Origin of the sequence: Sphingobium sp. 15-1, from assembly GCF_013375535.1 — a bacterium.
GTDB lineage: Bacteria > Pseudomonadota > Alphaproteobacteria > Sphingomonadales > Sphingomonadaceae > Sphingobium > Sphingobium aromaticivastans.
Genome location: NZ_JABXJG010000001.1, coordinates 2,260,967 through 2,275,968 on the forward strand (window position 1 = coordinate 2,260,967; position 15,002 = coordinate 2,275,968).

At 64.8% G+C, this 15,002-nt stretch carries 10 protein-coding genes and 2 tRNA genes; 11 read left to right on the plus strand and 1 reads right to left on the minus strand.

The features are described from left to right. Nucleotides 1-5 precede the first annotated feature (5 nt). The 5 genes from HUK72_RS10765 to gltB all read left to right on the plus strand — a co-directional run bounded on the left by HUK72_RS10765 (nt 6) and on the right by gltB (nt 8,860). Nucleotides 6-944 (plus strand): complex I NDUFA9 subunit family protein, encoded by a 939-nt coding sequence (locus tag HUK72_RS10765; protein ID WP_176596768.1) that lies wholly within the window; start codon nt 6-8, stop codon nt 942-944. A gap of 155 nt (nt 945-1,099) precedes the next feature. After that, nucleotides 1,100-1,909, plus strand: coding sequence for an undecaprenyl-diphosphate phosphatase (locus HUK72_RS10770; RefSeq protein WP_176596769.1), 810 nt, complete (start codon nt 1,100-1,102; stop codon nt 1,907-1,909). Between the two features lie 164 nt (nt 1,910-2,073). Then, nucleotides 2,074-3,525: an NAD(P)-dependent oxidoreductase gene (locus tag HUK72_RS10775; RefSeq protein WP_046761745.1), complete on the plus strand. Its 1,452-nt coding sequence runs from the start codon at nt 2,074-2,076 to the stop codon at nt 3,523-3,525. A 98-nt stretch (nt 3,526-3,623) separates the two neighbouring features. After that, entirely contained in the window at nt 3,624-4,235 is a 612-nt protein-coding gene (locus HUK72_RS10780) for a DUF2059 domain-containing protein (RefSeq protein ID WP_369805990.1), read from the plus strand. An 86-nt stretch (nt 4,236-4,321) separates the two neighbouring features. After that, the gene (gene gltB, locus HUK72_RS10785; protein WP_176596771.1) at nt 4,322-8,860 is read left to right on the plus strand and encodes a glutamate synthase large subunit; all 4,539 of its coding nucleotides are present in this window, start codon (nt 4,322-4,324) and stop codon (nt 8,858-8,860) included. Between the two features lie 9 nt (nt 8,861-8,869). Here the strand turns inward: gltB and HUK72_RS10790 are convergent, their stop codons facing one another. After that, nucleotides 8,870-9,340, minus strand: a complete 471-nt coding sequence (locus tag HUK72_RS10790) for a hypothetical protein (RefSeq protein ID WP_176596772.1) — start codon at nt 9,338-9,340, stop codon at nt 8,870-8,872. A gap of 148 nt (nt 9,341-9,488) precedes the next feature. Between HUK72_RS10790 and HUK72_RS10795 the strand changes: the two genes are divergently transcribed. From HUK72_RS10795 to HUK72_RS10820, 6 genes are all read left to right on the plus strand, one after another. Next, nucleotides 9,489-9,575, plus strand: a tRNA-Leu gene (locus HUK72_RS10795). A 229-nt stretch (nt 9,576-9,804) separates the two neighbouring features. After that, entirely contained in the window at nt 9,805-10,590 is a 786-nt protein-coding gene (lptB, locus tag HUK72_RS10800; protein ID WP_176596773.1) for an LPS export ABC transporter ATP-binding protein, read from the plus strand. 48 nt (nt 10,591-10,638) lie between these two features. Next, the gene (gene rpoN, locus HUK72_RS10805; RefSeq protein ID WP_176596774.1) at nt 10,639-12,153 is read left to right on the plus strand and encodes an RNA polymerase factor sigma-54; all 1,515 of its coding nucleotides are present in this window, start codon (nt 10,639-10,641) and stop codon (nt 12,151-12,153) included. Between the two features lie 109 nt (nt 12,154-12,262). After that, the gene (locus HUK72_RS10810; RefSeq protein WP_176596775.1) at nt 12,263-13,114 is read left to right on the plus strand and encodes a D-amino-acid transaminase; all 852 of its coding nucleotides are present in this window, start codon (nt 12,263-12,265) and stop codon (nt 13,112-13,114) included. Nucleotides 13,115-13,371: 257 nt separating this feature from the next. Next, nucleotides 13,372-14,376 (plus strand): MarR family transcriptional regulator, encoded by a 1,005-nt coding sequence (locus HUK72_RS10815; protein ID WP_176596776.1) that lies wholly within the window; start codon nt 13,372-13,374, stop codon nt 14,374-14,376. 85 nt (nt 14,377-14,461) lie between these two features. Next, nucleotides 14,462-14,537: transfer RNA gene (locus HUK72_RS10820), tRNA-Val, on the plus strand. The last annotated feature ends 465 nt before the right edge of the window (nt 14,538-15,002 follow it).

Here is a 15,002-nt window from a genome sequence, read left to right on the forward strand (position 1 = left end):
CAGGCATGGGACGCGTGATGAAGGACAGTCTGGTTACGGTGTTCGGCGGCGGCGGCTTTCTGGGCCGGCAGGTGGCGCAGGCGCTGATGGCGCGCGGCGCGCGGGTGCGCGTGGCGCAGCGCGACCTGGCGACCGCGCTGCGGGTCAAGCCGCTGGGCCCGCTGGGCCAGACGCAGTTCGTCGCGGCGGACATCCGCAAGCCGGAAAGCGTCGCCCGCGCCCTGGCCGGCAGCGACGTGGTGATCAATCTGGTCGGCGTGCTGAGCGGCGATTTCGAAGGATCGCATCATGACGGCGCGGCCCATGTCGCCAAGGCGGCGGCCGAGGCGGGCGTCCAGGCGCTGGTCCATGTCTCCGCCATCGGCGCCGATCCGCAAAGCCCGTCCGCCTATGGCCGGTCGAAGGCGGCGGGCGAGGTGGCGGTCAAGGCCGCCTTCCCCAGCGCCACCATCATCCGCCCGTCGATCATCTTCGGGCCGGAGGATCAGTTCCTGAACCGCTTTGCCGAGATCATCCGCATCGCCCCGGTGGTGCCGGTGATCGGCGCGAGCACCAAATTCCAGCCCGTCTATGTCGCGGACGTGGCGCAGGCGATCGCCAACGCCGCCGAAAAGCCCGGCGCCCATGGCGGCAAGACCTATGAACTGGGCGGGCCGCAAACCTATTCCATGCTGGAACTCAACGCCTGGATCGCCAAGACCATCGGCCGGGAACGCAGCCTGTGCGCGGTTCCCGCCTCCATCGCCTCGCTGATCGCGATGCTGCCGGGCGGGCCGATCACGCGGGACCAGTTGGCGATGCTGGGCAAGGACAATGTCGTCGCGGCAGGCGCGAGCGGGCTAGCCGAGCTGGGCGTCGCGGCCACGCCGATGCCGGCCGTCGCGGAAAAATGGCTGGTCCGCTATCGCAAGCATGGCCGGTTTGCCGGGCGGGTTCAGGCCTGATCAGCCGGACCGGCCGCGGGCTGCGGCAGGCCGTCTTGCGCGCCACTTTCGCTTCTGCACAATGGATGTGACCTCTTCACGCCCTCTCCCACCCCGGGGGAGGGTTTCCCTTTGCCCGTCCCCCTTCGTTCGCTCCACAAGGATCTGACCCACCCATGGACCTGCATTATCTGACAGTCATCCTGCTTGGCATCGTCGAAGGGCTGACCGAGTTCCTGCCGGTATCCTCGACCGGCCATCTGATCATGGCCAGCGAATTGCTGGGCTATGACGCGTCCACCTGGGCGATGTTCAACGTCATCATCCAATTGGGCGCGATCCTGGCGGTGGTGGTGCTGTACTGGCGCACCTTCTGGGCGGTGGGCATGGGCCTGTTGCGCAACGAGGCGACGAGCTGGCGCTTCCTGCGCAATCTGCTGATCGCCTTCATCCCGGCGGCGGTGATTGGCCTTGCCCTGCACAAATATATCGAGCAACTGCTGGGCGCGCCGAAAGTGGTCGCCTGGGCGCTGATCGGCGGCGGCATCGCGATCCTGGCGATCGAGCGGATGGCGAAGGAAAACCGTTTCCACGGCATAGCCGACATCCCCTTCGTCCGGGTGATCGGCATCGGCTTCATCCAATGTCTGGCGATGATCCCCGGCGTCAGCCGGTCGGGGGCGACGATCATGGGGGCGCTGACCCTGGGCGTCGAGCGGCGGACCGCCGCCGAGTTCAGCTTCTTCCTCGCCATTCCGACGATGCTGGGGGCGACCGTGCTGGAACTGGCGAAAAATGGCGACAAATTGACGTCCGCCACGGTCGGTTGGGACAGCATAGCGCTGGGTTTCGTCGTGTCCTTCATCGTCGCGGTGCTGGTGATCAGATGGTTTGTCGGCCTGGTGTCGCGGCACGGCTTCACGCCCTTCGCCTGGTATCGAATCGTCGCGGGAATCACGGCCTTGCTGTGGCTTTCCCTAAGGTAAGGCCGAAACGGACCTTTTTAACGCAAGATTATTGCGCAATTTCTTCACTCTTGCGGAAACTGGGGCAATAATAGGTCATACAGACTGACATAAATTGCAGAATCCGCGTGACTCTGCGGGTCTTTCTGCTATGGGCACCCTGCAATTCATTTCAGGGACTCACCATGGCTGACAATCCAATGCTGAAATTCGTGGGAACGGGCCAAGCCTATCCCGAGAAGCGTTCGGCCGACGATCGCGCCGACGACTTCCTCGAAATCAGCCGCAGCTTCATCTTGGACAAGGCGGAGGAACAGGCGTCGCGCTGCTCGCAATGCGGCGTGCCCTATTGCTCGACCCATTGCCCGCTGCACAACCATATCCCGGACTGGCTGCGCCTGACTGCCGAAGGGCGGCTGCGCGAGGCTTATGAACTCAGCAATCTGACCAGCACCATGCCGGAAATCTGCGGCCGCATCTGCCCGCAGGACCGCCTGTGCGAAGGCAATTGCGTCATTGAATTTTCGGGCCATGGCTCCGTCACCATCGGCTCGGTCGAAAAGTTCATCACCGACACCGCCTGGAAGGAAGGCTGGGTCGAACCGCTGGTGCCCGGCGCGCCGACCGGCCAGTCCGTCGGCGTGATCGGCGCGGGTCCGGCGGGTCTGACGACCGCCGAATATCTGCGCGTCGCGGGCTATGAGGTGCATGTCTATGACCGGCATGACCGGGCAGGCGGGCTGCTGACCTACGGCATCCCCGGCTTCAAGCTGGAGAAGGACGTGGTCATGCGCCGTATCCAGCGCCTCAAGGACGGCGGCATCGTCTTCCACGAAAGCTTCGAAGTCGGCCGCGATGCGACGATGGAGGAACTGCGCAGCCGCCATGATGCGGTGCTGATCGCGACCGGCGTCTACAAGCCCCGCGACATCAAGGCGCCGGGCGTCGGCGCGCCGGGCGTGGTCAAGGCGCTCGACTTCCTGATCGCCTCCAACAAGGCCGGTTTCGGTGACGCCGTGCCGGAACATGAGGATGGCTCGCTGCACGCCAATGGCAAGAAGGTCGTCGTCATCGGCGGCGGCGACACGGCGATGGACTGCGTCCGCACCGCCGTCCGCCAGGGCGCGACTTCGGTGAAGTGCCTCTACCGCCGCGACCGCGACAATATGCCCGGATCGCAGCGCGAAGTCGCCAATGCGGAAGAGGAAGGCGTCGAGTTCGTCTGGCTTTCCGCGCCGATCGCTTTCGAGGGCACGGAACATGTCACCGGCGTCAAGGTAACGAAGATGCGCCTCGGCCAGCCTGACGCTTCGGGCCGCCGCGCGCCGGAACCCGATCCGGGCACAGAGCATACGCTGGACGCCGATCTCGTCATCAAGGCGCTGGGCTATGATCCGGAGGAGCTGCCCAAGCTGTTCGGCGCGGACGACCTGTCCGTCACCCGCTGGGGCACGCTGCGCGTCGATCACAAGACGATGATGACCAGCATGGACGGCGTGTTCGCGGCGGGCGACATCGTGCGCGGCGCTTCGCTGGTCGTCTGGGCGATCCGCGACGGCCGCGACGTGACCGAGCATATGCACCGCTATCTGAAGGCCAAGGCCAAGGCGGCGGCCGGGGAAAGGCAGGCGGCGTGAAGCGCGCCGCTTTCCTCCTCCTGCTGGCGACCCCGGTCGCTGCACAGGCGCAGACACAGGTTCCGGCGGCAGCCGTCCAGTCTGTGAATCCGGCACTGCTGGCCAAGGCTCAGCCGATCGCCTCCATCATCCTGCCCAACGGCACCATGGAAAAGATGATGGGGCCGATGATGCAGAAGATGATGGGACCGATGATGGACGGCATGACCAAGATGCCGATCCGCGAGTTCCTGAAAGTCGGCGGCCTCGACCCGGAACGGGCGGAAAGTCTGGGTGAAGGCACGATTGAGGAAATGATGGCGATCATCGACCCCAATTTCCGCAAGCGGATGGACGTGATCGTCAACACCATGATGCCGGCCCTGGGTCGTTTCATGGGACGCTATGAACCGGTCATGCGGGAAGGCATGGCGGAGGCGTTCGCCTATCGCTACAGCGCGGCCGAGCTTGATCAGATCGGTGCGTTCCTGAAAACGCCCGTCGGCGCTAAATTCGGCGCGGGCTTCATGGAGCTGGCCACCGACCCGCATTATATTGACCGAATGCAGAAGATCATGCCTGAAATGATGCAGGCTATGCCGGAGATCATGAAATCCTCCGCGGCGGAACTGGCCAAGCTGCCCAAGCCGCGAACCTATAATGATCTGACAAAGGCTGAACGCGAGCGTCTCACCGCATTGCTCGGCGCGGACGCCAAGAAGTCCCACTGACAATAGCGCCGGCTATGCCGGCAACCAACGGAATGACAGCGGCCGTGCCCAAAAATACGGACGGCCACATGCAAGGGTAAGTCATCATGACCGACACCAATTTCATGGCCAGCACCGAAGAGCGCGCACGCATCGCGGCCGAGGGCATGTATCATCCCGAGATGGAAGGCGATGCCTGCGGCGTCGGTCTGGTCGCCGCGACCGATGGCCGTCCGAGCCGCCGCGTAGTCGCTTCAGCCATCGACGCGCTGAAGGCTGTCTGGCACCGCGGCGCGGTGGACGCAGACGGCAAGACCGGCGACGGCGCGGGCATCCATGTCGACCTGCCGGTGCGCTTCTTCGACGATGCGATCGCGGATTCGGGCCACAAGCCGCTGCCCAATCGCCTCGCCGTCGGCATGATCTTCCTGCCGCGCACCGACCTGTCGGCGCAGGAAACCTGCCGCACCATCGTCGAGGCGGAGATCATCGACGCGGGCTACACCATCTATGGCTGGCGCCAGGTGCCCGTCGACGTCTCCGTCATCGGGGAGAAGGCGCAGCGCACCCGTCCCGAAATCGAGCAGATCATGATCGCCGGTCCGATGCCGGAAGAGCGCGATCAGGCCGAGTTCGAAAAGGACCTCTACCTCATCCGCCGCCGGATCGAGAAGAAGGTCATCGCCGCGCAGATTCAGGACTTCTATGTCTGCTCGCTGTCGTGCCGCTCGATCATCTACAAGGGGCTGTTCCTCGCGGAATCGCTGTCGGTCTTCTATCCCGACCTTCAGGACGAGCGGTTCGAAAGCCGGGTGGCGATCTTCCACCAGCGCTATTCGACCAACACCTTCCCGCAATGGTGGCTGGCCCAGCCCTTCCGCACGCTCGCGCATAATGGTGAGATCAACACCATCCGCGGCAACAAGAACTGGATGAAGAGCCACGAGATCAAGATGGCCTCGCTCGCCTTCGGGGAGCAGTCGGAGGACATTAAGCCCGTGATCCCGGCCGGCGCGTCCGACACCGCCGCGCTCGACGCCGTGTTCGAGGCGATCTGCCGTTCGGGCCGCGATGCGCCGACTGCCAAGCTGATGCTGGTGCCCGAAGCCTATCAGTCGGCCAGCGCCGAACTGCCTCAGGCCCATTCGGACATGTATGAATATCTCGCCTCCGTGATGGAGCCGTGGGATGGCCCCGCTGCCCTCGCGATGACCGACGGCCGCTGGGTCGTGGCGGGCGTAGACCGCAACGCGTTGCGGCCGCTGCGCTACACGCTGACCGGCGACAATCTGCTGATCGTGGGTTCGGAAACCGGCATGGTCGTCGTGCCCGAAACCACCATCGTCCGGAAGGGCCGCATGGGTCCGGGCCAGATGATCGCCGTCGACCTGCAGGAAGGCGTGATCTTCGACGACAAGGAGATCAAGGATCAGATAGCGGGCGAGCGGCCTTATAATGAGCTGATCAAGGACTTCATGACGGTCAATGATCTGGGCGATGCGCCCAGTGCCTTGCCCGCATGGGACAAGGCCGAGCTGACGCGCCGTCAGGTCGCCGCCAACATGACGCTCGAAGATATGGAGCTGATACTCGCCCCCATGGTCGAGGATGCGAAGGAAGCCGTCGGCTCGATGGGCGACGACACGCCGCTTGCGGTCATTTCCGACAAGCCGCGCACGGTCAGCCATTTCTTCCGCCAGAATTTCAGCCAGGTCACCAACCCGCCGATCGATCCGCTGCGGGAACGGTACGTCATGAGCCTGAAGACGCGCTTCTCCAACCTCCACAATATATTGGAGCAGGACGCGCAGAACAGCCATGTGCTGGTGCTGGATTCGCCGGTGCTGACCTCGTCCGAATGGGCGAAGCTCAAGGGCCATTTCGGCCCGGCTGTCGCGGAAATCGACTGCACCTTCCCGGCCGAGGGCGGGCAGGAGCAGTTGCGCGCCGCCATCACCCGCATCCGGGAGGAAGCCGAGCAGGCCGTGCGCGAAGGCCGCACCGAAATCTTCCTGACCGACGAGCATGTCAACGCGGACCGCATCGCCATCGCCGGGGTGCTGGCGGCGGCGGCAGTGCATACGCATCTCGTCCGCAAGGGGCTGCGCAGCTACGCGTCGATCAACGTGCGCTGCGCCGAAGCGCTCGACACCCACTATTTCGCGGTGCTGATCGGCGTCGGCGCGACCACGGTGAACGCCTATCTGGCCGAAGCCAGCATCGCGGACCGCCATGCGCGGGGGCTGTTTGGCGATCTGACGCTGGATGCCTGCTTCGAACGTTATCGCATCGCGATCAACGAAGGCCTGCTGAAGATCATGTCCAAAATGGGCATCGCGGTCATCAGCAGCTATCGCGGCGGCTATAATTTCGAAGCCGTGGGGCTCAGCCGTGCGCTGGTCAACGATCTCTTCCCCGGCATGCCCGCGAAGATTTCGGGCGAGGGCTATCAGTCGCTCCATTTCAGCGCCAAGATGCGGCATGACGCCGCCCATAACAGCGCCATCGTGCGGCTGCCGGTCGGCGGCTTCTACCGCCAGCGCAACGGCGGCGAGACGCATGCCTATTCGGCGCAGCTCATGCACCTGTTGCAGACCTCGGTCGCGACCGACAGCTATTCGACCTATCTGCAATTCTCGCGCGGCGTGCGCGATTTGCCGCCCGTCTATCTGCGCGATCTGCTGGAGTTCAACTTCGCCCGCGAGGCGGTGCCGATCGACGAGGTCGAGGCGACCACCGAAATCCGCAAGCGCTTCGTGACGCCAGGCATGTCGCTGGGTGCGCTCTCTCCGGAGGCGCATGAGACGCTGGCCATCGCCATGAACCGCATCGGCGCGAAGGCCGTGTCGGGCGAAGGCGGCGAGGATGCGAACCGCTTCAAGCCCTATGAGAATGGCGACAACGCCAACTCGGTGATCAAGCAGATCGCGTCGGGCCGCTTCGGCGTCCATGCCGAATATCTGGGCAGCGCCGAGGAAATCGAGATCAAGGTCGCGCAGGGCGCCAAGCCCGGCGAAGGCGGCCAGCTCCCGGGTTTCAAGGTGACCGAGTTCATCGCCAAGCTGCGTCACGCGACGCCGGGCGTGACGCTGATCTCGCCGCCGCCGCACCATGACATCTACTCGATCGAGGATCTCGCGCAGCTCATCTACGACTGCAAGATGATCAACCCCCGCGCTCGGGTCTGCGTGAAGCTGGTCAGCCAGGCGGGCATCGGCACCGTGGCGGCGGGCGTGGCGAAGGCGCATGCCGACGTCATCCTGGTCGCGGGCCATGTCGGCGGCACCGGCGCCTCGCCCCAGACCTCCGTCAAATATGCGGGCACGCCTTGGGAAATGGGCCTGTCGGAAGCCAATCAGGTGCTGACGCTCAACGGCTTGCGCCATCGCGTGAAGCTGCGCACCGACGGCGGGCTCAAGACCGGCCGCGACATCGTGATCGCGGCGATCCTGGGCGCGGAAGAGTTCGGCATCGGCACGCTGTCGCTGGTCGCCATGGGCTGCATCATGGTGCGCCAGTGCCACAGCAACACCTGCCCGGTCGGCGTCTGCGTGCAGGATGAACGCCTGCGCGAGAAGTTCACCGGCACGCCGGAGAAGGTCATCAACCTCATGACCTTCATCGCGGAAGAGGTTCGCGAGATTCTGGCGCGTCTGGGCTATCGCAGCCTGGACGAAGTGATCGGCCGCACCGAACTGCTGAAGCAGGTCAATCGCGGCGCCGAGCATCTGGACGATCTCGACCTCAACCCGATCTTGGCGAAGGTGGATGCGCCCGACGATCAGCGCCGCTTCAGCCTGACCGAATGGCGCAACGCCGTCCCGGACAGCTTGGACGCGCAGATGATGCGCGACGCCAAGGCGGTGTTCGAACGCGGCGAGAAGATGCAGCTCACCTATACGGTGCGCAACACGCATCGCGCCGTGGGCACGCGCCTGTCCGCTGCCGTCACCGAGCGGTTCGGCATGTCGAGCCTTGCGGACGGCCATCTGACCGTGCGTCTGCGTGGGAGCGCGGGGCAATCGCTGGGCGCCTTCCTCTGCAAGGGCATCAAGCTGGAAGTCTTTGGCGACGCCAACGACTATGTCGGCAAGGGCCTGTCGGGCGGCATCATCACGGTGCGCACGACCGTCTCCTCGCCGCTGTCGAGCAAGGACAACACCATCATCGGCAACACCGTCCTCTACGGCGCGACCAGCGGCAAGCTATTCGCGGCGGGTCAGGCCGGGGAACGCTTCGCCGTCCGCAATTCGGGCGCGCAGGTGGTGGTCGAGGGCTGCGGCGCCAATGGCTGCGAATATATGACCGGCGGCACGGCGGTGATCCTGGGCAAGACCGGCGCCAACTTCGGCGCGGGCATGACCGGCGGCATGGCCTTCATCCTCGACGAGGATGGCAGCTTCCCGACGCGCGCCAATCCGGAAAGCATCGTCTGGCAGCGTCTGGAAAGCGCCCATTGGGAGGCGGAACTGAAGTCGCTGATCGCCCAGCATGCGGTGGCGACCGACAGCAAATGGTCGAACACCATCCTGGACGATTGGGACCGCTGGCGCCGTTATTTCTGGCAGGTCTGCCCGAAGGAGATGGTCAACCGCCTCGCCCATCCGCTGAGCGACGCTCCGGCGGAAGTGGTCGCCGCCGAATAAGCGGCCGGCTCAGTAGGAAAAAGCAGCGTCCGCCGGGCTATCCTCGGCGGGCGTTTTGCTATTGGGAGCCTGGGCGATCTTCACGGGTTGCAGACTGGCTTCGCTTCCCCCAGCAGCGAATCTTTCGATCGATGCAGGCAAGGTTCGCGCTGCCGGAGGCGGCTCGACATCATCGACCTCGCTCACGACATCCTGCGCGGCGTAATCGCGCACCACGGGATCGTTCATCCCGTCCCAGCCCGCCATGTCCGCAGCCATTTGCCGGTCGGCCAAGGTCGGGCCGCAGCCCTTGCAGTCAATGATCGCAGGGCCGGTCAGCTTTGCCGGATCATAAGCGGCATCCTCCGGCAGGACCGCCTCCGGCAACGGCGTTTCGGTTGCGGCCTTGGGCGGTGTCGTGGCGTAAACGCCAAGCCCATATCCTCCGGTCAGGGCAACCCCTGCACTCACACATGAAAACAACCAGAAGCGCGCGGACATGATCGTCTCCTCCTCCATTCTTCGCCCGCTCCCGACTTTCTCTCTCCAAAATAACGCAGATGCAGATAGGTTGTTGCATGGCCCGAAAGCCTTTGCTAAGGGCCGCCTCCTACCAAGGCACCGGCACCGCCGGTTTCCCTTCAGATGTGCGGTCGTGGCGGAATTGGTAGACGCGCAACGTTGAGGTCGTTGTGGCCGAAAGGCCGTGGAAGTTCGAGTCTTCTCGACCGCACCATTTCTTTTGATCTGGGATGATCCCCGCCTTTGGACGCCCCAGCGCTTTTGCGCAAACCTGCATTGAAAGCGCCACCGCCAGTCCCAATCTTGCGGCCTTTCATGGCCCTAAAGGCCCATGAAACCATTTTCCCCTTGCCCCGGCGGCGATCCCATGCACAAAGCTTGCCAATTGCCGCGCGGGTCATGGATTCAACCCGCAAGAAGCATGCGGCAGCAAGGATGACGTGATGGACGACGTGATGATGCAGGACCGGTCAGCCCCGGCATCGCCCCTTCCCCCGCAGGAAGTGGGAGAGGGCCTGTCCGTCATCTCTATCGCCAAAAGCTATGACAAGCGCGTCGTACTGGCCGATGTGTCGCTGACCGTCGGCAAGGGCGAGGTGGTCGGCCTGCTCGGCCCCAATGGCGCGGGCAAGACGACCTGCTTCTATTCGGTGATGGGGCTGGTGCGGCCGGACCATGGCCGCATCGTGCTGGACGGGCAGGACATCACCGGCCTGCCCATGTATCGGCGGTCGATATTGGGGCTGGGCTATCTGCCGCAGGAAACCTCGATCTTCCGGGGCCTGACCGTCGCGCAGAATATCGGCGCGGTGCTGGAACTGGCGGAACCGGACAAGGCGGCGCGGCAGGCGCGGCTGGAACAGTTGCTGGAGGAATTCGGCCTCGTCCGGCTGCGCGATTCCTCCGCCATGGCGTTGTCGGGCGGCGAGCGGCGGCGTTGCGAGATCGCCCGCGCTTTGGCGGCCAATCCGTCGATCGTGCTGCTGGACGAGCCGTTTGCGGGCATCGATCCGCTGTCCATCGCGGATATTCGCGATCTGGTGAAGCAGTTGAAGACCCGCGGCATCGGCGTGCTGATCACCGACCATAATGTCCGCGAGACGCTGGAGATCGTGGACCGCGCCTGCATCATCTATGACGGCAAGATGCTGTTCGCGGGCAGCCCGACGGAGCTGGTCGCCAATGCCGATGTGCGGCGGCTCTATCTGGGCGAGAATTTCTCGCTCTGACATGAGCGGCGGGCCGGCCCTTCCTGACAGCGGCGAGGGGAAGGGCTGATGGCGCTCGCGCCCCGTCTCGATCTGCGGCAGAGCCAGTCGCTGGTGATGACGCCGCAGCTCCAGCAGGCGATCAAGCTGCTGGCGCTGTCCAATCTGGAGATCGAGGCGTTCGTCGCGGGCGAGCTGGAAAAGAACCCGTTATTGGAGTCCGGCGGACCGAATGATTTTGCGCCGCCCGCCGACGGCGTGGACCGGGCGGCGGAACAGCATGACCTGCGCGCCGAGACCGGCGATGCCGACCAGTTGATCGGCCAGGGCCTGGGCGGCGCGGATTCGCCGCTGGACGTCGATTATGGCGCGGAGACCTTCATCGACGATGGGCCAGGCGACCGGATGGCGACGGCGGCCATTGGCTCCGGCGGCATGGACCTGCTGTCCGGCGGCAGCGGCGAAGCGCCCGATTTCGACAGTTTCGCCAATCCGGAGCAGGGCCTTCAGGAACATCTGATGGATCAGGCCCGCAGCGCGCTGTCGGGCATGGACCTGATGATCGCCGCGCAATTGATCGGGCAGATCGACGAGGCCGGCTATCTGGAGGCCAATCTGCTGGAGACCGCCCATGGCATGGGCGTGCCGCTCTTTCAGGTCGAACAGGTGCTGGCGGTGATCCAGGGCTTCGATCCGACCGGCGTCGGGGCGCGGTCGCTGTCGGAATGTCTGGCGTTGCAGGCCAAAGAGGTCGATCGCTACGATCCCTGCATGGCGAAGCTGCTCGCCAATCTGGACCTGCTCGCCAGGGGCGCGCTGCCCCAGTTGCGCCGGATCTGCGGCGTGGATGAGGAGGATATGGCGGACATGATCCGCGAGCTGCGCGGCTATGACCCCAAGCCCGGGCTGCGCTTTTCCACCGAGAGCGCCGCGCCCGTGACGCCCGACCTGTTCGTGCGGCCGACGCGGGAGGGCTGGGCGATCGAGGTCAACAGCGCCACCCTGCCCCGCGTGCTGATCAACCGGACCTATTATGTCGAGCTGGCGTCCGGTCCGCAGGACAAGACGTCCAAGGCCTGGCTGGCCGACTGCCTCGCCAGCGCCAACTGGCTGGTCAAGGCGCTCGACCAGCGGCAGAAGACCATCATCAAGGTCGCGAGCGAGATCGTCCGCCAGCAGGAGGATTTCTTCCGCAAGGGCGTGGAGCATCTGAAGCCGCTGACGCTGAAAGCCGTGGCGGATGCGATCCAGATGCATGAATCGACCGTCAGCCGGGTGACGTCGAACAAATATCTGTCCTGCCCGCGTGGGCTTTATGAGCTCAAATATTTCTTCACCAGCGGCGTTTCTGCGGCGGGCGGCGACGGCGCGGTGTCGGCCGAAGCGGTCAAGAGCCACATCAAGGCGCTGATCGCGGCGGAGACGGCAGACGCCATATTGTCCGACGACACGCTGGTCGACCTGCTGCGCGCCAAGGGCATGGACATCGCCCGCCGCACCGTCGCCAAATATCGCGAGGCGATGGGGATCGGGTCATCGGTGCAGCGACGGCGGCAGAAGGCGTTGCGGGGGCAGGCGGCTTAAGGCGGGTTGGCTTGGGGAGAGGGCAGAAATCCGCTCATAAGCTTGACGCCGCCGGGACGAGCGGCGACATCGGGTGTCTCTTCTCCCTCAAGGATTTCATCGTCATCCCATGTCCATCGCCTATCTGAACGGCCGCTTCCTGCCGCTGGAACAAGCCCAGGTGTCCGTGCTGGATCGCGGTTTCCTGTTCGCGGACGGCATCTATGAGGTCGCGGCGGTGATCGATGGCAAGCTGGTCGACAGCGCGTCCCATCTTGCCCGGCTGGAGCGGTCTACCCAAGCGATCGGCATCGCCCTGCCCCTTTCCCTCGCGGAGATCGAGGCGGCGCAGAAGGAATTGGTGGCGCGCAATGCGCTGACCGAGGGACTGGTTTATCTCCAGATCACGCGCGGCGCCGACGCGACCCGCGATTTCCTGCCATCGCCCGGCATCCGGCCCACGCTGGTCATGTTCGTCCAGGCCAAGCCTTTCCTCGACGTGCCCGCCGCGCGCAACGGCATCGCGGTGGCGACCATGCCCGACCTGCGCTGGGCGCGGCGCGACATCAAGAGCGTCGGCCTGCTCGCCCAGGCCATGGCCAAGCGCGCCGCCGTCGAAGCCGGCGCGCAGGAGGCGTGGATGGTCGAGGACGGCTTCGTCACCGAAGGCGCGTCGTCCACCGCCTTCATCGTGACGGACGAGGGCATCGTTACCCGGCCCTACAGCCAGGCGGTGCTGGCGGGCTGCACCGGCGCAGCGCTGACCGCTCTGGCGGAGGAAAGCGGCATCGCCATCATCCGCCGCCCCTTCACCGTTGCCGAGGCATTGGCGGCGAAGGAAGCCTTCATCACCAGCGCCTCGACGCTCTGCCAGTCGGTGGTGCGGATCGACGGCCAGACCATCGGGGACGGCAAGCCCGGCCCGGTCGCGATGCGGCTGCGCGCCCTCTATATCGACTTTGCCCGGCGCACCGCTGTTTGAGCGAAGGGCCGTTTCAGCAAAAGAACGCGCAAAACTTGATCCATTCCGGATGAAGCAAGAGGACGCCGCGATTCCCGCCATTTCGGCGGGGATCAAGGCTCCATTTTGGTGGTCCGTTACGGGGAGACCGGAAAAGACCCGTTTACAGCGCCCGCGATGGGCGCAATGGGCGGCATTATCTCCATAGTGGAGAATGGTTTGGCTGCGTAACGACGGCGTTGCGATTAGCTGGAACAAACAGGATGGAGATTGGCGGCGTGGGTTTGGATCATGATGAGATCGGTTTCGGCACATCCCTTAACCATCCGTTCGGCGCGCGCGATGACCGGCCAGGCCTGCTGATCCTGGCGGACGACATCTATCTGGACGACGCCGCCCTGCTGAGCCAGGCGGCGGGCCTTCGCCTGCTGGGTACGGTGCCGCTGGACCAGGCGTCGACGCGGCTGGACGTGCAGATCGGCTGCGACATCATCCTGTGCTTCTGCCCGACGCCCGATCCGATGATCGAGCGGCTGCTGGTGCAGATCGAGACATTGGCGCTGCAGAACGACATGCCGGTCATATTGGTGGCCGATCTGGCAACGGTCGACCTGGCCTATGCCTGCCTGCGCAGCGACCGGACGCAATTGCTGTGCAGGCCAGGACATACGGACCTGGCCGCCGCCCTTCTGGCCGCCGCCCGTCAGACGCCCTCCGGCTCGCTGCATGAAGCGAACCGGGACAATGAGGGCCTGAGGCTCCAGCAATTGAGCGACGAGGTGAGCCGCCTCGCCCGCACGCTGGAGGCGCTGACGCTGCGCCCCCGCCATGCGACGCCATCCTTCGACCTGGGCCCGCGCATATCGGACGAGCCCAGCGACTATATCGGCATGCCATCGCTGGAGCCGATCGGCAGCGCCGACAAATCCGCCGACGCCGCCAGCGTCGATGCGGCGCAGGTGCGCGACCTGCTGCGGGCGCGGCGGCTGCGCGACGATTTCCTGCCCGCCGATCTGTTCGCTGACCCCGCCTGGGACATGCTGCTGGACTTGCTGGCGGCGCGGCTGGAGCATGAGCGCGTGTCCGTCTCCAGCCTGTGCATCGCATCGGCGGTGCCGCCGACCACCGCGCTGCGCTGGATCAGGACACTGACGGAAAAGGGCTTTGTCGACCGTCAGGCCGATCCGCATGACGGACGCCGCGTCTTCATCGCCCTGGCCGATCACACGGCGGAGGCGCTCATCCGCTGGTTCACCGCCAGCCGCCGTTTCCTGTGCGCATGACGAATATCCCGTCATCCCCGCTTGACCGGCGTCCGTATTGCCGTAGATAGGCGCGCACCGGACGCCCGCGGTCAATGCTGGCATCGGGCGATTAGCTCAGTTGGTAGAGCGTCTCGTTTACACCGAGAATGTCGGCGGTTCGAGCCCGTCATCGCCCACCATTTTCACCCCGGAAAAGCGGGGTTTTTGGCCATATCGTAGTGCAGGGCAGGTAGAGGCCGCAGAGCTGTGTATCCGCCGTGTATCCAGATATACCATGCAGCCTACCGCCCGCAGACTAAATCTGCTGCTCACACGAACTCGGCTCGTTGCGCTTCCGAATCGCACCGCCTAAGCTCTTGGGCGAGGTGAATAAATGCCAAAACGAAACAGCCACAAGACCGGCAGTGAGCTTTTTATCGTCGATAACAGCGATGTCAACCGGCGCGCAAAGTTGACCCCCTATCGGCGCCCAACATTGACCCCCTTTTTGTGAGTGCCGGCGGTTATCCCGGTAGTCCATAGGAGGGACCCGCGGACGCCGCCGCGCGCCGTCAGGAGCGCTGGCGGCGGCGTCCGCGGGAGGTGCCTGTGGACCCACCGGGGTAACCGCCGGGGATGGGGGTCCGGGGGAAGGGGTTTTTCCT